Here is a 19,791-nt window from a genome sequence, read left to right as displayed (position 1 = left end):
TCTGCACAATCTGGCGCAGCCTCTTGTGCAAAACTGTCAGCATGATCCCGCTGAACGCCGTACTGGCTGAGCCTGGGCTGGACCTGAAGGTGGTCCACGTTCCGCGGCCGGAGGCGCCGGTGCGATGGGTGGCGACCAGTGAGCTGGTCGATCCCACCCCGTTCCTGGAGGGCGGGGAGCTGCTGCTGACGACGGGGTTGGCCACGGCTGGTTGGCGGCGTGAGTGGACTGGGTATGTCACCCGGCTCCGGGACGCGGGGATCGCCGGCCTCGGGATCGGGACCGGGCTGACTCATCGGGCACCGCCCCGGGGGTTGGTACGGGCGTGCGAGGAGCTCGGGCTGAACCTTGTCGAGGTGCCTCGGCTGACGGCGTTCGTGGCGATCAGCCGGCGTACGGCTGGTTTGCTCGAGCAAGCGGAAGAGCGCGCGGCGCGGACCGCGCTCGAGTTGCAGCGTCGACTGACGGCCGCGGCTGCGGGCCCTGACCCCTCGTCGGCGATCCTGCGGCAGCTGGCCAAGGCAACCACCGGCGTCGCCTGCCTCTTCACCCCGGCCGGCCAGCTGGTAGCCGGCTCACCCGGCGAGCTCGACCTGAGCGAGATTCGCGAGCAACTGAAGGCGATCCGGTCCCGAGGGATGCTCGCGGCGCTGACCCTCAGCAAGCCCGGACAAGTGCTCACCATCCAGCCGATCGGCCTGAACCAGCGCCCCGACAGCTACTTGGTCACCGCCACTACCACCCGCCCGACCGAACCTGAGCGCCGAGCTGTCGGTACCGCGGCCGCGCTGCTCGCGTTGGTCTCGGAGCAACAGCGCGAAAAACTCGAAGACCGCCGTCGCGTCGCTGCGCGAGCCTTCGCCCTACTGATGACAGGCGACCACCGCACAGCCCAACTAGTACTGGACCGCGAAGCCTTCCCCACCAAACTCCAGGTCCTAGCCGCCCGCGGACCGGCGGAGGCAGTCGATGACGCACTAAGTTTGGCTGAGACCACCAACCAAGTTGCTGTTCTAGTAGAGGGCGACCTCTTCGTGGTCGCCTCCGCTGCGGCGGCGAACGGCATCGCCTCCGAGCTGGCCGACTTGGGTTTGCTTGTTGGAGTTGGCGACAGCGCGGCTCCCGACAAGCTTGCCGGGAGCCGCAGTACGGCAGTACAGGCTCTTGCTCGGACCTCCGCGGCGCGACCTGTCGTTCGGTGGAACCGGATCGTCCATGAAGGCCTCACCGCACTTGTCGACCAGTCCACGGCGGCGGCCTTCGCCGCCTCCTACCTGGGCACCCTGACCGCAGAGCAGCTCGAAACCCTGCGGTCCTACCTCCGCCACCACGGCTCCCACCTGAAAACGGCGGAAGAGCTGGGCATCCATCGCAACACGGTCGGGAACCGCCTGGCCCAGATCGAGCACCAGCTAGGCGACTCGCTGGCCGACCCCGACGTCAGAATGACCGCCTGGTTCGCCCTGCAGGCAGTACGCGATCAGCTGCCGCACTTGTAGAGGACCGCCGCCTGCCACCCCGAGGTGTTCTCGTAGCCGCCCGCGCTCCACGGGGCCCCGCGGTCGAAGCTGTGCATCAGCAAGGTGCCCTCGGGGAAGGTGAAGCGGGTGCCATCGCTTCTGACCAGGACCGAGGAGTAGTGGTCGATGAATTCGTCCCCCGCGGTGACAGCGTCACCGGAGCTGTTGACGTCGGCCACGGCGTCCTCGAGCTGTGCGACCAGAGTGCCGCGAGTGTTCCAGATCAACCCGGTGGAGTAGATCCCCTGGCCCACCTGCCCGCCGATCCAGGTGCCCTCGATGTCCCCGACAGAGGCGCTTTCGTGCTGGGGTCCCGTGAGCCGGATCGGCCGGCTGTGCCAGGAGTTCCAGACGTAACTCGCGAAGTCCGACGTGTCCGGGCTGCCCGCCGACCCGATGATCCGGCCCTCGTCGGAGATGCCCTCGACAGAGAACGCCTGCATGCCCTTCGGCGTGCGGAGAAGCCGCGGTTCACCGCCGGCCGGCCAGACGAAGGGGTGAACGTGTTCCTTGCTCTCGTCGTCCCAGGCCAGACCGACGATGTCCTGCCGGGCGTTCATCCCGGTGAGCACCGAGATGTCCAAGCCGGCGGGCACCTTCAAGATCCGGTACGAGTCGGTCTTGACCGAGTAGACCCAGAAGTCGGTACTGGCCTGGTTGCCGGTCGTACCGAGGACAAGACCGCCCTTGACCACCTTGTAGCCGTACGACCAGCTGTCAGGCTGCGACGCGAGCCAGCGCGGTACGCCGTCCACCCAGAGGACTGCCTGGGACGCCCCCAGTCGCTGGGCATCGCCGAGCACGTACCGGCCGGACGGATCCGCGTCGATGACCTTGCTCGAGCCGGCCTCGGAGTCGGCCGGCAGCGGAAGCAGGGTCTTGGTACAGGCTTCCGGCCCGGCAGCGATGGACTGTGTGGCCGGAAGTGCTGTGGCGAGAAATGCGGTGGTGGCGCAGAGCGCGGCCAACTGTCGGATCATGTGAGCCCCCCAGACGAAATGACAAACGACGCCAGAGGATCCCATCCAGCCGGGGCTAGCTGCCAGAGCCCGGGCGAAGGTTGCAGCTTGCTGCAATGCGACGTTTCCCAACGACCGGGACCTAGACTCCCGTCGCGTGGACCATCAGTTTCTGCTTGTCGCCGGTGCTGGGCTGGCGATCATGATCACGGCGTCAGTGTTCGCGCGGCGTACGGGCGTCGCGGCGCCGTTGCTGCTGGTGGGGCTCGGGATCGGGGCGAGCTATCTGCCCGGTACTCCGGTCATCCACGTCGAGCCAGAACTCATCCTGGCCGGAGTGCTGCCACCATTGCTGTACTCGTCGGCCGTGCAGTTGCCGGTGCTCGACGTACGGCGGAACGTAGCGCTGATCGCCTGGCAGTCGGTGGTGATGGTGATCGTGTCGGCGCTGGCCATCGGCGCGCTGGTGCATGCCTTGTTCCCCGAGATCTCCTTCGCCCTGGCCACCGCGCTGGGGGCGGTCGTGAGTCCGACCGACGCGGTCGCCGCGACGGCGATCGGGCACCGGATCGGGCTGCCGCCGCGGCTGATGACGGTGCTCGAGGGGGAGAGCCTGGTCAACGACGCGTCCGCTCTCGTCGTACTCCGGACAGCCATCGCCGCGATCGCCGCGTCCTCCGGTTTCAGCTTCGGGCATACGGTCCTCGACTTCGGCTGGGCGGTTCTCGGAGCCGTGCTGATCGGGCTGCTGGTCGGCTGGCTGACGGCATTGCTGCGGCAGCGCCTCGACGATCCGGTGCTCAACACGACGATCTCCTTCGCGGTCCCCTTCCTCGCATACTTCCCGGCCGAGGAGGTCCACGCTTCCGGCGTACTGGCCGTGGTGATGGCAGGGCTGCTGACCGGCGCTCTGGGCAGCAAGCGGTTCAGTGCCCGCGACCGGCAGACCCAGGCGACCACCTGGACGACGATCAGCTTCATCCTCGAGAGCGCCGTCTTCCTTGCCATGGGCTACCAACTTCCCGAACTCCTGGACGCAGCCCGGGCCGAGACCACCACTGCTGAGATCACCGGTCTTGTACTGCTTGTAGTCGGGCTGTTGATCGTCATCAGGTTCGCCGGGCTGGCCTGGCCGGCGTGGCGGGAGCGGTTCGGCCGGAAGGACCGCAATGAGCAGAACCGGGCGAAGCTCGGTCAGTTCGAGGAGCGGTTGGACTCGCTGACTCCGGCGGGCCAGCGGGAGGAGAACCGGCTGGCTTGGGCTCGCCGCCGGCTCGCGCGTGGTCGGGCGGATGTGGAGTTCGAGGAGCGGGAGCCGATCACCGGGCGCGGGTATGTCGTTGTCGGCTGGGCCGGGATGCGGGGTGTCGTGACGGTCGCTGCCGTTCAGACGATCCCAGGCGGTACTCCGCACGTCGACACCGTTGTCCTGGCGGCGTTTCTGGTCGCGCTCATCACGCTGGTGCTGTTCGGGCTGACGTTGCCGATGGTGATCGGGCGGATGAACTTCGCCGCCGAGAGCGCCGAGGACAAGCGCGACTCCGTCCAGTCGCTGCTGCGGCGGGTCGGCGAAGATGCGATCGACACGCTCGGTCCGCTGGAGGAGCAGACCATCGGTGGTGAGCGGCTCGATCCGGAGCTGGTCACGACGATGAAGGACCGGATCGTTCCGGGGCTTGTCTCCGGGAGCAGCCAGCTCCGGAACGCCAAGCCAGACTCGTTCGAGCAGATGATGATCGTCCAGCGCCGCTACCTCGACGCGATGCGCGACGCCCTCGGCGTCGAACGCAGCATCGGCGCCTACAGCTCCGCCACCTACCGCCAGGTCGAGGCCCTGCTCGACGCCATAGAACAACGCCTCGGCACCCGCTAGCCGCCTCGAACCGCCTTCTGCCTCGGCGCCCGCTAGCGGTTGGCGGTGATCGCTGCGGTCAGGGTATCGATGGACGCGGCGGTCGCCTCGAAGGTTAAGGGCGGCTCTGGGTTCCACGGCAGGACCTGACCGCCGCGCACGGCCGGGTGCTCCGACCACGCCGGGATCTCCGCCAGCTGATCAGCACCGAGTGAGTTGGGCCGTTGGTCGTACAGCAGGATGTCCGCGGGATGACTGCCGGCAAGGTCGTTCCACTTCACGACTTCCCAGCCGCCCTTCGCCGGAGTCGGCGTGAACGGCAGCCCGGCATCCGCCAGCAGCCGGAGCCCCGGCCAGTACGCCGGATTGGCCACATACGCGTCCGTCGGAGTACCACCGGACAGAGCAGTCACCCGTACGCCGGGCCGCCCGCCCACGGCAGCACTCAACCGCGCGAGCGCCTCAGTCAGTACCGCCTCGTCGTCGGCAAGATCCGACCCATCCGTCAACGCCTCAGCCAGCTGATGAAAGCGCCCGATGATCGTCTCGAGTCCCGGCTCGCCGGCGATCCGGATCAGCAGGATCGGCGCGAGCTCACCCAGCTTGGCCGCGACATCTTCGGAGAGCCCGTACACCTCGCCCGCATAGCTGACCCCGACCACGAGATCAGCCCGCAACGTCGCGATCAGCTCGTCATCAACAGCATCACCCGAGCCGATACTCGGCACATCCAGGCCGACCGCCGGCTGCGCCCCTGCATCAGCGTGATGCTGCGACCCGAAGTACCCGACAACCGGTACTCCCAGCCCGGCCAGCGTCTGCGCGGCCTGCGCGTAGGCCAGCACCCGCGTCGGACGACTCGCCACCTCGATCTGATCGCCGCGATCATCCTCGAACAACCAGCTGTCGGACGCCATGCCGTCCCCCTTCTAGGTGTGCCGAACACCCATCATGCCCGCAGTCCACCGCCGCCGCCGTGCCACGCCGACGCCCCCCGATCCTGGCTGGCGTCCACCCCCCAGCTGGCCAGCAGGCGTAACGCCTCTTCCGAGGCAGAACCGGGCTCGGTGTGGTAGATCGACAGTGCCTGCTCCTGGTCGTCGGGGAGGGCGAAGGTCTCGTAGTGGACCGTCAGCTCGCCGACCAGCGGATGGGCGATCCGCATGCTGGCATGGGTCTTGCGCTTGACGTCATGGCTGGCCCACAGAGTGCGGAAGTCCTCGCTCTTCATCGACAGTTCGCCGACCAGTTCGGCGAGCAGCGGATCGTCGGGGTGCCGGCCGGCGTCGAACCGCAGCTGTCCGACCACGTCGGTGGCCTTGGCTTTCCAGTTCGGGAACAGCCGCCGGGCGTCGGGATCGAGGAAGACGATGCGCGCCCAGTTGCGGTCCCGCGGTTCGCGAGCCGCCCAGTCGCCGAACAGCGCGGACGCCGTCCGGTTCCAGGCCAGTACCTCGGTACGCCGCCCCCACACGTACGCCGGTACGCCGTCGATCGCATCCAGCATCGTCAGCAGGGCGGGTCGTACCCGTTGGGGAGATGACGTAGTAGCGCCTCGCTGTCGCGTGGGCTTGGCGAGGTGGAGCAAATGGGAATGCTCAGTCTCGGAGAGCCTGAGCGCGTCGGAGATCGCGTTGAGCACCTCGAGCGAGACGTTGCGGCCGTTGCCCTGCTCCAGACGCGTGTAGTAGGCGACGGAGACCCCAGCGACCTGGGCCAGCTCCTCGCGGCGCAGACCCGGTACGCGACGCTGCCGCCCGTACTCCGGCAGGCCGACGTCGGCGGGCTTCAACCGGGCCCGCCGGGAGCGCAGGAACTCGCTCAGCTCGGCGTTCTCGTTGCTGCTCACGTACCCAGTATCACTCCGGAAACCTGGTTCAGCCTGACCCTGCCAGTAGTAGGCACGGCAGGCGTACGCCAACCAGGGGTCTGGGTGAAGCGCTGCGGGCGACGCAACCTGAACAGGTGACAACTACAACAACTTCCCCCGCCGCCGTCCATGGGCGGGAACGTCTTCCTGGCAAGGCCTTGTTCGGTCTGTTCCTCGCAGGGTTCATCGGCATTCTCACCGAGTGCCTGCCGGCCGGTCTGCTCCCCGAGATCAGCCGCAGCCTGCATACCAGCGTCGCCGCCACCGGTCAGATCGTCACGATCTACGCCTTCGCGACAGCGCTGGCAGCGATCCCGTTGTCGCGTCTGACGGCGCGATGGCCGCGCAAGTACGTGCTGTATGTCGCGCTGGCGGTCGTCATCGTCACCAACGCACTCACCGCGGTGTCCGGCAACTACGCGCTGACCATGGTGATTCGGTTCGCGGCCGGAGTGGGCACGGCGATGATCTGGCCGCTCCTCGCTGGGTATGCCGCACGTCTCGCACCGCAAGGCCAGCAGGGCCGTGCCATCGCGATCGCCTTGGCCGGTACGCCGTTGTCGCTCGCCCTGGGCGTGCCGATCGGCACCTGGCTCAGCCAGTTCGGCGGGTGGCAGATCGCCTTCTACGCGTCAGCCGCACTGGCCCTGCTCAACCTGGCGTGGATCCTGGCGACCTTGCCGAACCTGCCCGGTGAATCGGAGCACGAGCGGTTCACGGTCTCGCGGGTGCTGGTGATGCCGGGGTTGCGCGTCATCCTGTTCGCCCTGACGGCGTACATGGTCGCGCACAACATCCTCTACACCTACATCACTGACTTCCTCGAGTACGCCGGGATGGCGAACCAGGCCGGCTGGGTCCTCTTCGCGTTCGGGGTGACGTCTGTCCTGAGTGTCGTCGTGGTCGGTACCCACATCGATCACCACCTCCGCAAACTCGTTGTCGCAAGCACCATCTTTTTCGCGATCAGCGTCCTGGTACTGGCGGTGTTCGCCGGCCTCCCGGTGCTGATCTACCTTGCGGTCGCGGCGTGGGGCTTCGCCTTCGGCAGCTCGCCGAGCCTCTTCATCGCCGCCGCGATCGACGCCACCGGCCAAGCCGCCCACGTAGCCCAATCCATCACCATCACCGTTTTCTCCGCCTCCATCGCCCTGGGCGGCCTCGCCGGCGGCCTCCTGATCGCAGGCCTCGGCACCGCCTCGATCGCCTGGACATCCCTGGCCCTCCTGCTTGCCGCCACCGTCGCAGTCATCGCCGGCAAGTCTCACGCCTTCCCGAGAAACGCATGACCGACAAGCGAACCGGACACTGCCTGTGCGGCGCGATCAGCTGTTCTGCGGTGACTGCGGCACGCCGATCTTCACGCTCATGCACCCGCCCACGCTTCGAAGGCGACCTGAAGGTCCCTGCCGCGAACGAGTCAGCGCCCGAGGTAGGCCAGGAGGGTCAGGAGTCCCAGATCGGGCCTAGGGCTGGGATTCCCAGGCGCTCCATTCCGTGCACGACCTGCCAGGTCGCCTTTTTGTTGGAGACGCAGATGACGGCTTCGGCACCAGAGGACCTGTACTCCGAATACGCCAGCCTCACCATGTCCGGCTTGCCGTAGGCGTCGGTGTCCCAGATGAGCGTGTCCGGCTGGGCCGTGAGGATCTCGTCAACCAGCGCCTGCCCGTACGTCTTGACCGGATCACGCGTCACCCACACCAGCTTGTGGGGAACCCGGGCCGCCAGGACATGCGCCAGCACCGGACCGATCCCGCTCCCCGTCACGACGTACACGACTCGCCGGAAAACCGTGCCGTAGTTGGCCATCCCGGCCGTGGCGACGCCGCGGACCCAGACGTGCGACGGGGGATTGTCGATGAAGTCTCCCGTCCAGTCGCCGGCCCGGGACACCGCCATCCGGAATCCCGGCGCACCCGGCGTCGGGATCACCGCGAAGCTGTGCCACTGCCGCAGCGGATGCCGCGAGATCGATCGCGTCGAGCCGGCCATCGGGCGACTGTGTCCCGCGCTGACCAGCGCGACATGCGACGACGGCCGGACGACGTCGATCGGGATTCGGCGCAGCAACATCCACGGAGTCAGCGAGCTGATCGTCGTCAACGCGAGCACCCACACGGTCGGCGTACCGGCGAGCGCGGCCAGCAGCGACTCCGAGCGTCCGCCGGACGAGGATCCACGCTGCTCGTCAACGAGCAGCAGGGCGCCGATCCAGAACAGCGTCGACAGCGCCCACCCGCCGAATCGGTGAACCCGCTCGAACAGGTCGTGCCGCTTGGCCCGCATCGATGGCCGCGACGTCATCACGATCGCCAGCAGCAGGAGCGACTGCACGTAGTACACGACAAGCAGCCCCAACCCCACCTGGCCGGTTGCGGCGACGGTCAGCGCGAAGAACCACAGCGTCCCGCAGACAGCGCCACCCACATGCAGTCCGCCCAGGTGGTACCCCTTCGCCAAGGCCCACCGAAGCCGCAGCGGCCACGACTTGGGCACTCGCATCACCAACTGGGAAAGGAAGTTCACGAAGAACTGTTGCCGCACCACCACACCCAGCGCGAAGTTGACCTGAGCAACCAGCGCCAGGTTCAAGACGGAGTCCCACCAGTGGCCGCTCAGCCCCCAGCCGAACACCAGCACGTTGGACATCACCACGAACAACGTCAACCGATGGCTCTGCATCATCCGCGGATGCTTCAGCACCCGCCGCGCCACCGGAAGCGGCTCCGGCAGCTTCACGTCCGGTAAAGGGACAGGCGTCAGCAACTCTTGTACCGCAGTCATGAAATTCCCCCAGAATTTCCGAATCACCCCGTTGTTCAAGGTAAGACGCCTCAGCGGCGGATTCGGTTGATTCCGACCCGAATCCCGCCGCCGGAGGACCTCACAATGCGGGAGGCTGTGGCGTCGGTACTTCGAGAGACGACGGCAACCCGAGGAGGCGGCAGTGAGCGGTGGCGACCCGAAGCTGAGCGTGATCATGAGTGAGCGGCGGCAGCTGATCAATCTCGCGTACCGGCTGCTCGGCTCACTCGCGGACGCCGAGGACGTGGTGCAGGAGACGTACGCGCGCTGGTACGCGATGTCGCGGGAGAAGCAGGATGCGATCGAGTCGCCCGGCGCCTGGCTGACGACGGTCGCGAGCCGGATCTGCCTCGACCTGCTCGGCTCCGCCCGGGTACGCCGGGAGCGCTACGTCGGCGAATGGATCCCCGAGCCCGTGCCCGACCAGACCGAGACCGACCCGGCCGACCGCGTCACCCTGGACGAGTCGGTCAACATGGCCTTCCTGGTCGTGCTCGAATCGATGACGCCGGCCGAACGCGTCGCCTTCATCCTGCACGACGTCTTCCGCTACCCGTTCCCCGAAGTCGCCGAGATCGTCGGTCGTACCCCGGCCGCCTGCCGTCAGCTCGCCACCTCGGCCCGCCGCCGCCTCCGCACCTCGCAGACCCCGCCGCCTCCGGAGGCCGAGCGCACCGCGATCGTCCGCGACTTCATGCAGGCCTGGAAGGCGAAGGACATCCAGGCCCTGGTCGGCCTGCTGGACCCGGCGGCCGTCTCGATCGGCGACGGCGGCGGCCTGGTCACCGCTGCCCTCCACCCGGTCGAAGGCGCCGAGGCCATCGCCCGGCACTTCGTCGACATCGCCGAACGCCGAGGCTCCCTCACCGTCGAGGAACGCACCGTCAACGGCCAGCCGGGCCTGGTGGTCCTCGACGAAGGCAACGCCGCCGCCGTCCTCGCCTTCGACCTGGAAGGCGACAAGATCAAACACATCTGGTCCATCCGCAACCCGGAAAAGCTCCGTCCCTGGACGGCGAACTGAACGACGGACGGGTGGTACAGGCGGCCGCCAGAGGGGTGTGTCCGAGGGGTGAGCAGACGACTCGCCGGGGGCTGTGGCAGCCAGTTCATCGTTGTAACGTGGCGGAGATCGCGAAATCGATTTCGCTAGGAGGAGCCGGTGTCGACACCGCTCAAGGTTGCTGTTCTGGGGTTCTGGCACGTTCACGCGAAGGACTACGCCCGGCAGGCGCAAGAGCATCCCGGTACGGAGCTGGTCGCCGTCTGGGATGACGATCTCGACCTCGGCCAGGCGGGGGCAGAGCAGTTCGGCGTCCCGTTCACCGATGATCTGGAGGGGCTGCTGGCCCGGGATGACCTCGACGGGGTCATCATCACCACCTCGACCGACGTGCACCGCGACCTGATGGTCAAGGCGGCCAACGCCGGCAAGCACATCTTCACCGAGAAGGTGCTGGCGCCGACTGTTGCCGAGGCCACCGAGATCATCGAGGCCGCCGATGCCAACAACGTGAAGCTCGTAGTGTCGCTGCCGCGGCTCGCGCACGGCTACACGCAGGCCGTCCGCGAGGTGATCGCCAGTGGTGTGCTCGGCCGGCTCACGTATGGCAGGGTTCGGCTGTCGCACGACGGAGCGATCGCGCGCGACGGCAACGAGGGCTGGTTGCCGCAGCGGTTCTTCGATCCGAAGGCGGCCATCGGGGGAGCGCTGACCGACCTCGGCTGCCACCCGATCTACCTGCTGCAGTTGTTCCTCGGGGCCGACCCCGAGACCGTCAGCGCGACGTACCGGTCGGTGGCCGGGCTCGGCCTGGAGGACAACGCCGTCGTCACCGTCGGCTACCCCGATCAGAAGATCGGCGTGATCGAGGCGGGATTCGCCAGCCCGAACCCGTTCACGATCGAGATCTTCGGTACCGACGGCAGCCTCAGCTACACCGACGAAGGCAACGTACTCCGGGTAGCGGGCAACCAGTTGCCCGTGCCCGAGCACAGCCCGGACCCGTTCGCCCAATGGGTCACCCACATCACCGACGGCACTCGCGCGGACGACAACCTCGCCCGCGCCGTCGAGCTGACCCGGCTCGTGGTCGCCGCCAACGAGGCCGCGACGACGGGCAATTCCATCGCGTACGACGGGAAGGTGATCGGCTGATGACGCAGCTCAAGGTCGGCCTGATCGGCGGTGGTGGGATCGCGTCGGCCCACATCAAGGGCTATCACGAGCACTCCGCCAAGATCCGCATCACGGCCGTCGCCGACGCGGTCGAGACCACGGCCAAGGCCCGTGGCGAGGAGCTGGGCGCAACGGCGTACACGGACTATCTGCAGATGCTCGCAGTCGAGGAGCTCGACGCCGTCGACATCTGCCTCCCGCACCACCTGCACCGCGATGCGATCGTGGCCGCGGCCCAAGCGGGCAAGCACATTCTCTGCGAGAAGCCACTCTGCCTCTCGGCGGACGAAGCGGCCGACGTGCGCAAGGCGGTCACCGAGAACGACGTCACGCTGATGTGCGCGCACAACCAGTTGTTCATGCCGGCCGTGGCGAAGGCGAAGGAGCTGCTGGACGCCGGCACGATCGGCACCGTCTACGAAGTACGGACCACGGACAGCTTCTACAACGACTTCGATCCGGCCAACATGGGCTGGCGGGCGAGCGCGAAGACGAGTGGTGGTGGCGAGCTGATCGACACCGGGTACCACCCGACGTACCTGATGCTGCACCTGGCCGGCGCGCTGCCGGTCGAGGCGACCGCGATGCTGTCCACGCATCGGCTGAAGTTCATGGAGGGCGAGGATTCCGCCCAGGTGCTGATCAGGTTCGACAACGGCGTCGTGGGGCAACTCGTGACGAGCTGGGCCTACGATCCGGCGCCGAACACCGAGCGCTTCTCCGTCGTGGGCGAGCTCGGATCGCTGCGCAGCGACGGCGAATCGCTCACCACCCAGCTCCGCTCGGGTGAGACCGAGACCGTCGATCTCGGGTCCGTCGACACCTTCGTCGCCGAGATCGGGCACTTCGCCGACTCGCTGCTCGGCAAGACCCGCCCGCTGCACACCGAGGAGGAAGGCATCGCCGTCCTCGGCATCCTGCTCGCCGCCTACGAAGGAGCCCGGTCGAACACCATCGCCCCGATCAGATGAAGGCGATCGCGCTCACCCCGAGCGTGATCCCGACCAGATAGGTGCCGAGGGCACCGATATCGCGGAGCGGACCGTGCGCGGCGAGGGTCTTCGCCGACAGCATGCCAACGGCGTGCACGGTCCGTACTGCGAGCGCCGCGACCGACAAGGCATCGACCCACCAGCTGTCGGACAGTGCCGAGCAGACCAGCAGCAGCACGATCATGGTCGGGATGTACTCCGCGGCGTTGCCGTGCGCCCGGACCGCGATGAGAAGCCGGTCGGCGGGGTCGGTCGATGCCTGGGGGCCGCCGTTCTTGCCGCGGATCACCCGCCACCTGGTGACGTTGGCGCCGAGCACGAACAGCAGGACGCCCATCAGGGCGATGCAGACGATCGTGATGGTGGTCATGTGAGGACTCCTTCGAGGTGATGGTTCGGCTGGACGAGGCGGCTGACGATCGTGTGACTGAGTCGGGTACCGAGCAGGGCGTCGGTCTTGTGCATGCCGCCGGGACACGTGACGTTGACCTCGATCAGCCGGCCGCCGATCACGTCCAGGCCGGCGATGGCGATTCCGTGCCGGAGCAGGTGCGGGCGGAGCGCGTCGACGATCGCCCGGTCCGCGTCGTCGATGGCGGCGGGGGCGACGGGCGGGCCGATCCGGAAGTCGTCGGCGCACGGCCTGCGGAGTACGGCGCCGACGATCTCGGCGTCCAGCAGGAACAGGCGTTTGTTGCCGTGCTCAACGGCCGGCAGGTATTGCTGGGCGATCACCTGGCGACGGCCGCCATGTGTTGCCGACTCGAGAAGTGACGTTGCCGCGTGGTCGTTGCCGACCAGCCAGACGTCGAGGCCGGCGAAACCGTCGACGGGCTTGACGACCGCGGTACCGACGCCGGCGACGAATTCGCGCAGGCCGGTGAGCTCGGCCCCGACATAGGTGGGCGGGCACAGGTCGGGGAAACGCAGGGCGATCAGCTTCTCGTGCATGGCCCGGATTCCGTCGGGGCGGTTGACCACCGGCGTACCGGCCAGATCGAGCAGGTAGGTCGTGTGGAGGTAGCGCTCGTCGACAGGCGGGTCGATCCGCAGCTGTACCAGGTCGAAGGTGGCGACCTCGACGACGGCGGTGGCGAGTTCGTCGTACCAGTGCGGGTCGACGATCCAGCGATGGTCGTCGCCGGCCGGCTGGCGCGGCCGGAGGCTGATCCGGTGGGCTCTGGCGTGAAGTTTGCCGTTGGCAACGATCAGGTCCGCGGGTTCGCAGGACCAGACATCGAGGCCGAGGTCCTGGGTTGCGCTCATCAGACCGATGGTGGCGTCAATGTCGGCCTGCAGGCCGTTGAGCGGGTCGGTGACGAAGAGGACGCTGTTCATGCGGCCGGCTCCAGTTCAGGGAGTAGCCCATCGGCCGGGGCGAGGGTTCCCATGGCTGCCGCGTGCCAGTGGTCGGCCAGGTGGGGTTGCTCGGGCTCGAGTCGGCGCAGGGTGCGGCGGCGGAACTCGTCGTCGTACAGGAGGTTGGCGAGGGTCGTGATCACCGGGCCGACTTCGGTGGGTTGCTGCGCGTCGAGGAAGCGGACTTCGAGGTATGTTCCGCGCGGCCGGACTGGTGGGAACAGCGTGGTGAGGTGGTCGGCGGCGCCGCCGGTGACGAAGACGTGGGCTGCTGCTGCGAGTTCGGCGTACGCCGTCACTGGGTCTTTGCGCAGCAGGCGGTCATCGAAGCCGGTGCGGGCGGGATCGGTGCGGAGCCAGGTGGTGAGCCGGCCATCGAGGCCTGAGCTCCTCGCGAATCTTGCTGCGAGGAATGGACCGGCGAGGTTGAGAACTCGCCACTGCTCGATGCCGGCCGCGCCCGGCCACCAGTCCAGGCAGACCTGGGTGGATGCGGTTCGGCGCATCCTGCGGCGGCCGGCGGGGCCGATCGTGTCGAAATGACGATGCATGGCGACGTACCGCGGGGTGGTCAGTTGCAGTGGGACCTCGTGTTCGGGGCGCGGGTCGCAGGGGTGGGCGTGGAGCTGGATTCCGGCTGCGGTGAGGTGGGTCTGGAGATCATCGGTGTAGGCGCGGAGGTTGCCGGCCGGGTCCTGGGCGCAGGGGAGGCTCAGTTCGAGTTGGCCTCCGGGTTCGAAGCTGACGTAGGGGGCGGCGTGCGCAGTACTGGCTGCTTGGCGCACTCGTTCGATCGGTACGGCGGCGCCGGTCGTACTGTCGGCGACCAGGAACTCCTGCTCGACGGCGATGCGCGTGGTCCGGCGGCGGCCCCGGGCGAACAGGCCGGCCACGAGGGGGCGCAGCTCCTTGGTGTCCATGGTCGCTCCTGATACTGTAAGGATTCCTGTCGAAATATTGGAAGGAATCCTTACGGATGTCAAGGGCTGAGCTGCCGCGGCCGGATCGCAAGCCGCTGATCGCGCTGGTCGAGCGGGCCAATCGGGCCCTGCAGGCCGACATGGTGCGGACCGCTCATCTGCGCGGCCATCCGGAGGTCAAACCGGCACACAACTCCGTCTTCGGGACGTTGTCGAGGGACGGTTCGCGGGCCAGCGACATGGCTGAGCGGGTCGGGATCACCCGGCAGTCGATGGGGGAGGTGATCCGCGACATGGTCGGCCTCGGCATCCTCGAGATGCGCCCGGATCCCGAGGATCGGCGGGCCAAGCTGGTGACGTATTCCGAGCACGGGCTGGAGGTCGCGGCCGACGGGTACGGCCATCTGGTCGAACTCGAGCAGCGATTCGCGGCGGAGTTCGGCGCGGCGGAGTACGACATCGCTCGTGACGTCCTCAGCCGGGTCGTGGACCTACTGGACGCCTGGGCTGCCGAAGAAGCCGGCGCTGCCGCCGTTGGCGAGTAGCTGACTTGACTGGAATGTAGTCAGTGCCTACAGTCGTGAACAGAACCTGGACATCAAACGTCCAGAATAGTCGAGAAGAGGACGGCGATGAGAATCTTTCTGGCGGGCGCATCGGGGCTGATCGGGCAGCGGCTGATCCCGCTGCTGCTCGAGGAGGGGCACGTGGTCGGCGGCATGACCCGGTCGGCGGGCAAGACCGAGCTGCTCGAGCGGCTCGGCGCCGAGGCGATCCTGTGCGACGTCTTCGACCGCGAGGCACTGATCGAGGCGGTGACGGAGTTCAAGCCCGACCTGATCCTGAACGAGCTGACCGACCTGCCGGACGACCTGGCTCAGATCGGCGCGCACGCCGAGCTGAACGCCCGGATCCGTACCGAGGGCAACCAGAACCTGATCGACGCCGCACGGCAGGCCGGCTCGCCGAAGCTGCTGGTGCAGAGCGTCGCGTGGCAGTTGCCGGCCGGACCTGACGCGGTGGCTGTCGCGTCGCTCGAGAAGTCGGTCCTCGCCGAGGGCGGCGTCGTCCTGAGCTATGGGCAGTTCTACGGCCCGGGCACCTACAACGAGGCGCAGCTCCCCGCGGAGCCGCGGGTGCAGATCGATCGCGCCGCCGTCCTGACGGTCGCGGCCCTGGATGCGCCGTCGGGCGTCGTCGTCATCACTGACTGAGGAGCTCTTGTGTCAACACCACGGATCCGCACCCTGCCCGCGGGACTCGCACTGGCGGGCGCGGCGATTACCTTCACCAGCATGTACCTGGCAGCGGGCGCGCTGACGCCGTTGCTCGTCGTTTACCAGCAGCGGTTCGACTTCGCTCCCTCGATGCTCACGCTGGCGTTCGCCGTCTACGCGATCGGGTTTCTCGCGGCCGTACTGACGGTGGGGTCGCTGTCCGATCATGTCGGCCGGCGGCCGGTACTGATCGGCGCGCTGGTCGTCCAGATCGCGTCGAACCTGCTCTTTCTCTTTGCCGCCGATGTGGGGTGGGTGATCGGCGGGCGGATCGTGCAGGGGGTGGCGAGCGGAGCGGCGACGAGTGCCTTCACAGCGATGCTCGTCGAGGTCGCGCCGGCTCATCGCAAGCGGCTCGGGACGATTCTCGGCAGCGTGGGGCTGACGGGCGGGCTGGGTGGTGGCTCGTTGCTTGCTGGGTTCGCTGTCCAGTTCACCTCGTCGGCGAACACGATCATCTTCGTCGTACTGACGGTCGCGACCGTGCTCGGGATTCTCGTGGTCGCGTTCTCGCCGGAGAGCGTGACCCGTGCGCCGGGGGCGGCGCGGTCGTTGATCCCGCGGATCTCGTTCCCTGCGGCGACCCGGCGGGAGTTCGTGGCTGCCGCTCCGGTGGTGGCTGCGGTCTGGATGCTGGCGGGGTTGTCCGGCGGGCTGGCGCCGAGCATGGTGCGGAGCGTCTTTCACTCGGACAGCAGTCTGCTGGGTGGCTTCGCGGGGTTCGTCGCGCCGGCGGTGTCGGCGGTGGTCGGGTTGACGTTCGCCCGGGTGGCGCCGCGGCGGGCGATGACGATCGGGATCTACGCGTCGATCATCGGAGCCGTCGGCATCATCACCGGCGTACTGGTCGGCAGCTTGGCGGTCATGATCGTGGGGCAGGCTGTTGCGGGTGTTGGGTTCGGGGCGTCATTCACTGCTTCGCTGCGGCTGATCTTTCCGTTGGCGGCGGCGCATCAGCGGGCCGGTGTGGTTGCGGGGATCTACCTGGTCTCGTACCTCGCGCTGGGGGTGCCGATCGTGATCGAGGGGCAGTTGGTGGGTCCGCTTGGTGAGGTACCGGCGGTGTTCTGGTACACGGCTTTGACGATTCTGCTGGCTTTGATCAGTCTGATTGCTCAGCGGCGGTTGGCGATCAGCCAAGGGTCGCCTGGCGTTCTGTCCGGGCGGAATCCCGCGGAGGCGGCCAAGGCGGCCGCGTCGGCCAGGCCTGCGGCGAGCGCTTCCGGCAGGTGAGCGTCGCTGCCGAAGGCGACGCGCTCGCCGCCTTCCTCCGGCCACCATTGGAGGATCGTCGGATGGAGAGGCAGGCGGGTGTTGATCTCCAGGGCGCGGCCACCGTCGGCCAGGGCTTTGAGGGCGTGCCGCAGTTCGTCCTCGAAGTCTTCTGGGGCGAAGGGTTCGATGGTGCCGGGCCAGGAGCGGATGGGGTAGTCGATGTGGGCGAACACCTCGAACAGATCCGAGCCGGCGACCATGCGGGGGATCTCGGCCAGGTACTCGCGGAAGACCTCGTCGGCGGGGCGATGCGGGTAGAGCTCCCATGGTTCGGCGTAGACGGTGCCGTCGAGCAGGCAGTGCAAGGAGCCGAGCAGCCGGTCAAAGGTGCCCTGGGCAAGCAACTTCCTGAGTTCCACGTCGTGCAGGTGGGGCTGCCCGACCTCCACGCCACTGAGGATCCGGAGGTCCGGGTACTTGGCCCGGCACTTCTCGATCGATTCGAAGTAGCTCTGGGCGGCGAGCTCGGGGGCGTGGAGGATGCCGTTGGTGATCAGATCGGGAAACTTGTCCTCGAGAAATCCCGCCCGGAACGGCGTGTAGTCGACGTGCTCGGTGAAGGCGACCGAGGGGAGGCCCAGCTCGACGGCCCTCGCGCAGGTGCGGTCCATCGACCCTTTGTCCGCATCCCAGGAGTACTCGCTGTGGACATGCCCATCACCCGGTAACTCCATATCCGGCATTCTGCCGCAGCCGGGGGGTGGTGGCAGGTAAGTTCCTTGGGCATGGATGACATCGCCGTCCAGATCATCGAGTACCAGCGCTCGCTGCTCGCCCAGGTGGCAGACCTGGCGGTCCCGCGGGATGGCTACCCTTCGGCCGCCGACGCGGGGGCTGTCGCCTTCATCGAGCGCGTGCTCGCCGAGGACCGCCCCGACTGGCGTTCGCGGGTCGATCGCGCCCTGAATGTAGTGGCCACAGCTAGGCCTCCCGTCGTCGGCGCCGCTTCGGTGGGCGGGGGGCTGGAGCGCGTGCTCGCCGATGCCGACGTTGCATGGCTGCTCCGGCTGTTTGCGCAGGGGTATTACTCCTCGCCGGGGAGTTGGCCGATGCTCGGGTGGCGGCCTGATGCCGGCGGCGCGATGGACGCGAGGTCGACGGAGCTTGCAGTGACGCCGCGGGCGGGGATTGCTGATCGGTATGACTGTGTGGTCATCGGATCGGGGGCTGGTGGCGGTACTGCCGCGCAGGTGCTCGCGGAGTCGGGGCGGTCGGTGCTGGTGGTGGAGATGGGTGGCTATCCGTCGACCGCTGGGTTGGCTGCTGATCATCTTCGCAATCCACGGTCGGTCGCGGGGCTTCCGGCGCCGACTGATCCTGATCCGGCGGGGCGGCCGCGGGTCTCGGTTGTCGATGGGGTGGCGAGGATGGTGCTGCCGCCTGATGGTGGGTGGGGGAACAATGCCTTCACGGTTGGCGGTGGTACTCGGGTCTATGGGGCACAGGCTTGGCGGTTTGTGCCGCTCGACTTCGGGATGGCTAGCGCGTACGGCGTACCGGAGGGAAGTGGGTTGGTCGATTGGCCGATCACGTACGCCGAGTTGGAGCCGTACTACAGCCTGGCTGAGCATCGGTTCGGGGTGAGTGGCGGCGGGGTGGATCCGTGGCATGACGCGCGGTCGGTTCCGTTGCCGATGCCGCCCCTGCCGCGGACCGAGCCGGCGCGATTGCTGGCCGCCGCGGCGGATCGGTTGGGGTGGGGGACGCTCGACGTACCGCTGCTGATCAACTCGGTGGAGTATCAGGGGCGGCCGGGATGTGCGCGGTGTGGGCAATGTGTCGGCTTTGCCTGTCCGGTCGAGGCCAAGTCGGGTACGCACAACACGGCGCTGCCGGCCGCGCTGGCGACCGGCCTGTGCACACTCGTCACGAACACGACCGCGTCGCGCCTGGTGACTGATGATGGAGGCCGGGTCGCCGGCGTCGAGCTGGTTGCCATCGACAACGGTCAGGTCTGGCGGCGTACCGTCGACTGCGCCGAGGTCGTCCTCGCAGCGGGCGCCACCGAGACTCCGCGGTTGCTTCTCAACAGCGCGCATCCCCTTGAGCCACAGGGAATCGGCAACAACCACGACCAGGTCGGCCGCTATCTCCAGGCGCACGTTTATGCGGGCGCCATCGGTCTGTTCGAAGACGAAGTGTCCGACCTGCTCGGCCCAGGAGTGTCGATCGCGACCTGCGACTTCCGGCACGGCAACGAGGGCATCATCGGTGGTGGCATGCTGGCGAACGAGTTCGTCCCGACGCCTGCCGCGACGTACGACTACCTGACCTCGGCCGGCCTCATCCCGCGTACGGGCATCGAGAGCAAACAAGCGATGCGCCACGAGGCCCGCCGGATGATGCGCGTCGTCGGCCCGATCCAGCAAGTCACCTCACCGAACTCGAGAGTCCAGCTGGATCCTGCGATCACTGACCGCTTCGGCCTCCCCGTCGCCCGCATCAGCGGCTCGATCCATCCCGAGGACCTCCGCGCCCAGGCGTTCATGAGCGCAAAGGCCCGCGAGTGGCTCCTCGAGGCCGGCGCCACCCGTACTGCCGTCTCCGCGCCCGCCAACCCCACCCAAGCCAGCGTCGGCCAGCACCAAGCAGGCTCCTGCCGAATGGGCACCGACCCCACCCACTCCGTCACCGATCCCAACGGCCGCCTCTGGACCCACCACAACGTCTACGTAGCCGACGCCTCCCTCCACCCCACCAACGGCGGCGTGAACCCAGTGCTCACCATCCTCGCCAACTCCCTGCGAATCACCACCCGGCTCACCCACCGCTAGCTCGCT

18 protein-coding genes are annotated in these 19,791 nt (G+C 67.8%); 10 read left to right on the top strand and 8 right to left on the bottom strand.

All coding sequences use genetic code 11. The features are described 5' to 3' along the window. Window positions 1-41: 41 nt before the first annotated feature. A complete protein-coding gene (locus ACIA12_RS13620; RefSeq protein WP_396367273.1) occupies window positions 42-1,499 on the top strand; it encodes a PucR family transcriptional regulator in 1,458 nt (485 codons plus the stop codon). On the opposite strand, the gene ACIA12_RS13615 is transcribed toward ACIA12_RS13620, so the two are convergent. Then, window positions 1,481-2,500, bottom strand: coding sequence for a hypothetical protein (locus ACIA12_RS13615; protein ID WP_396367272.1), 1,020 nt, complete (start codon window positions 2,498-2,500; stop codon window positions 1,481-1,483). The two genes, ACIA12_RS13620 and ACIA12_RS13615, sit on opposite strands and share 19 nt — an antisense overlap. Before the next feature lie 136 nt (window positions 2,501-2,636). Here ACIA12_RS13615 and ACIA12_RS13610 point away from each other — a divergent pair, with 136 nt between their 5' ends. Continuing rightward, window positions 2,637-4,352: a cation:proton antiporter gene (locus ACIA12_RS13610; protein WP_396367271.1), complete on the top strand. Its 1,716-nt coding sequence runs from the start codon at window positions 2,637-2,639 to the stop codon at window positions 4,350-4,352. 32 nt (window positions 4,353-4,384) lie between these two features. Here ACIA12_RS13610 and ACIA12_RS13605 read toward each other — a convergent pair whose 3' ends face one another. Both ACIA12_RS13605 and ACIA12_RS13600 read right to left on the bottom strand, forming a co-directional pair. After that, the gene (locus ACIA12_RS13605; RefSeq protein ID WP_396367270.1) at window positions 4,385-5,248 is read right to left on the bottom strand and encodes an ABC transporter substrate-binding protein; all 864 of its coding nucleotides are present in this window, start codon (window positions 5,246-5,248) and stop codon (window positions 4,385-4,387) included. A gap of 32 nt (window positions 5,249-5,280) precedes the next feature. Further along, on the bottom strand, window positions 5,281-6,180 hold the full coding sequence (locus ACIA12_RS13600) for a helix-turn-helix domain-containing protein (protein ID WP_396367269.1): 900 nt from the start codon (window positions 6,178-6,180) through the stop codon (window positions 5,281-5,283). Between the two features lie 116 nt (window positions 6,181-6,296). On the opposite strand from ACIA12_RS13600, the gene ACIA12_RS13595 reads away from it, so the two are divergent. Beyond that, window positions 6,297-7,490, top strand: a complete 1,194-nt coding sequence (locus ACIA12_RS13595; RefSeq protein ID WP_396367268.1) for an MFS transporter — start codon at window positions 6,297-6,299, stop codon at window positions 7,488-7,490. Window positions 7,491-7,647: 157 nt separating this feature from the next. Here ACIA12_RS13595 and ACIA12_RS13590 read toward each other — a convergent pair whose 3' ends face one another. After that, window positions 7,648-8,988 (bottom strand): hypothetical protein, encoded by a 1,341-nt coding sequence (locus ACIA12_RS13590; protein WP_396367267.1) that lies wholly within the window; start codon window positions 8,986-8,988, stop codon window positions 7,648-7,650. Between the two features lie 163 nt (window positions 8,989-9,151). On the opposite strand from ACIA12_RS13590, the gene sigJ reads away from it, so the two are divergent. From sigJ to ACIA12_RS13575, 3 genes are all read left to right on the top strand, one after another. Continuing rightward, a complete protein-coding gene (sigJ, locus tag ACIA12_RS13585; RefSeq protein ID WP_396367266.1) occupies window positions 9,152-10,033 on the top strand; it encodes an RNA polymerase sigma factor SigJ in 882 nt (293 codons plus the stop codon). Window positions 10,034-10,171: 138 nt separating this feature from the next. Then, window positions 10,172-11,167, top strand: a complete 996-nt coding sequence (locus ACIA12_RS13580) for a Gfo/Idh/MocA family protein (protein ID WP_396367265.1) — start codon at window positions 10,172-10,174, stop codon at window positions 11,165-11,167. After that, the gene (locus tag ACIA12_RS13575; protein ID WP_396367264.1) at window positions 11,167-12,159 is read left to right on the top strand and encodes a Gfo/Idh/MocA family protein; all 993 of its coding nucleotides are present in this window, start codon (window positions 11,167-11,169) and stop codon (window positions 12,157-12,159) included. Before ACIA12_RS13580 ends, ACIA12_RS13575 begins: the two co-directional genes overlap by 1 nt. On the opposite strand, the gene ACIA12_RS13570 is transcribed toward ACIA12_RS13575, so the two are convergent. Genes ACIA12_RS13570 through ACIA12_RS13560 form a run of 3 tightly spaced genes read right to left on the bottom strand, consistent with a single transcriptional unit; the run spans window position 12,152 to window position 14,459 of the window. After that, window positions 12,152-12,550 (bottom strand): MAPEG family protein, encoded by a 399-nt coding sequence (locus ACIA12_RS13570; RefSeq protein ID WP_396367263.1) that lies wholly within the window; start codon window positions 12,548-12,550, stop codon window positions 12,152-12,154. The genes ACIA12_RS13575 and ACIA12_RS13570 overlap by 8 nt on opposite strands. Then, on the bottom strand, window positions 12,547-13,518 hold the full coding sequence (locus tag ACIA12_RS13565) for a hypothetical protein (RefSeq protein ID WP_396367262.1): 972 nt from the start codon (window positions 13,516-13,518) through the stop codon (window positions 12,547-12,549). The genes ACIA12_RS13570 and ACIA12_RS13565 overlap by 4 nt, the downstream gene beginning before the upstream one ends. Next, window positions 13,515-14,459 (bottom strand): glutamate-cysteine ligase family protein, encoded by a 945-nt coding sequence (locus ACIA12_RS13560; protein WP_396367261.1) that lies wholly within the window; start codon window positions 14,457-14,459, stop codon window positions 13,515-13,517. The genes ACIA12_RS13565 and ACIA12_RS13560 overlap by 4 nt, the downstream gene beginning before the upstream one ends. Before the next feature lie 56 nt (window positions 14,460-14,515). On the opposite strand from ACIA12_RS13560, the gene ACIA12_RS13555 reads away from it, so the two are divergent. From ACIA12_RS13555 to ACIA12_RS13545, 3 genes are all read left to right on the top strand, one after another. Continuing rightward, window positions 14,516-15,004 (top strand): MarR family winged helix-turn-helix transcriptional regulator, encoded by a 489-nt coding sequence (locus ACIA12_RS13555; RefSeq protein ID WP_396367260.1) that lies wholly within the window; start codon window positions 14,516-14,518, stop codon window positions 15,002-15,004. An 87-nt stretch (window positions 15,005-15,091) separates the two neighbouring features. Further along, window positions 15,092-15,673 carry an NAD-dependent epimerase/dehydratase family protein gene (locus ACIA12_RS13550; RefSeq protein WP_396367259.1) on the top strand — a complete coding sequence of 194 codons (582 nt, stop codon included), beginning with the start codon at window positions 15,092-15,094 and terminating at the stop codon, window positions 15,671-15,673. A gap of 9 nt (window positions 15,674-15,682) precedes the next feature. Beyond that, entirely contained in the window at window positions 15,683-16,969 is a 1,287-nt protein-coding gene (locus ACIA12_RS13545) for an MFS transporter (RefSeq protein WP_396367258.1), read from the top strand. Here the strand turns inward: ACIA12_RS13545 and ACIA12_RS13540 are convergent. Next, window positions 16,852-17,685 (bottom strand): PHP domain-containing protein, encoded by an 834-nt coding sequence (locus ACIA12_RS13540; protein ID WP_396367257.1) that lies wholly within the window; start codon window positions 17,683-17,685, stop codon window positions 16,852-16,854. The two genes, ACIA12_RS13545 and ACIA12_RS13540, sit on opposite strands and share 118 nt — an antisense overlap. Window positions 17,686-17,736: 51 nt before the next feature. Between ACIA12_RS13540 and ACIA12_RS13535 the strand changes: the two genes are divergently transcribed. Next, window positions 17,737-19,785 carry a GMC oxidoreductase gene (locus ACIA12_RS13535; protein WP_396367256.1) on the top strand — a complete coding sequence of 683 codons (2,049 nt, stop codon included), beginning with the start codon at window positions 17,737-17,739 and terminating at the stop codon, window positions 19,783-19,785. Window positions 19,786-19,791 lie beyond the last annotated feature (6 nt).

It is taken from the genome of Kribbella sp. NPDC051620, assembly GCF_044453825.1.
Lineage (GTDB): Bacteria > Actinomycetota > Actinomycetes > Propionibacteriales > Kribbellaceae > Kribbella.
Note: the sequence above shows the minus strand (reverse complement) of the source record. Positions and strands in the feature narration are given on the sequence as shown.

Coding starts and splice junctions, on each gene's coding strand:
- ACIA12_RS13620 (WP_396367273.1), top strand. CDS start 42: ATGATCCCGCTGAACGCCGTACTGGCTGAGCCTGGGCTGGACCTGAAG.
- ACIA12_RS13615 (WP_396367272.1), bottom strand. CDS start 2,500: ATGATCCGACAGTTGGCCGCGCTCTGCGCCACCACCGCATTTCTCGCC.
- ACIA12_RS13605 (WP_396367270.1), bottom strand. CDS start 5,248: ATGGCGTCCGACAGCTGGTTGTTCGAGGATGATCGCGGCGATCAGATC.
- ACIA12_RS13590 (WP_396367267.1), bottom strand. CDS start 8,988: ATGACTGCGGTACAAGAGTTGCTGACGCCTGTCCCTTTACCGGACGTG.
- ACIA12_RS13575 (WP_396367264.1), top strand. CDS start 11,167: ATGACGCAGCTCAAGGTCGGCCTGATCGGCGGTGGTGGGATCGCGTCG.
- ACIA12_RS13570 (WP_396367263.1), bottom strand. CDS start 12,550: ATGACCACCATCACGATCGTCTGCATCGCCCTGATGGGCGTCCTGCTG.
- ACIA12_RS13565 (WP_396367262.1), bottom strand. CDS start 13,518: ATGAACAGCGTCCTCTTCGTCACCGACCCGCTCAACGGCCTGCAGGCC.
- ACIA12_RS13560 (WP_396367261.1), bottom strand. CDS start 14,459: ATGGACACCAAGGAGCTGCGCCCCCTCGTGGCCGGCCTGTTCGCCCGG.
- ACIA12_RS13555 (WP_396367260.1), top strand. CDS start 14,516: ATGTCAAGGGCTGAGCTGCCGCGGCCGGATCGCAAGCCGCTGATCGCG.
- ACIA12_RS13550 (WP_396367259.1), top strand. CDS start 15,092: ATGAGAATCTTTCTGGCGGGCGCATCGGGGCTGATCGGGCAGCGGCTG.
- ACIA12_RS13540 (WP_396367257.1), bottom strand. CDS start 17,685: ATGGAGTTACCGGGTGATGGGCATGTCCACAGCGAGTACTCCTGGGAT.
- ACIA12_RS13535 (WP_396367256.1), top strand. CDS start 17,737: ATGGATGACATCGCCGTCCAGATCATCGAGTACCAGCGCTCGCTGCTC.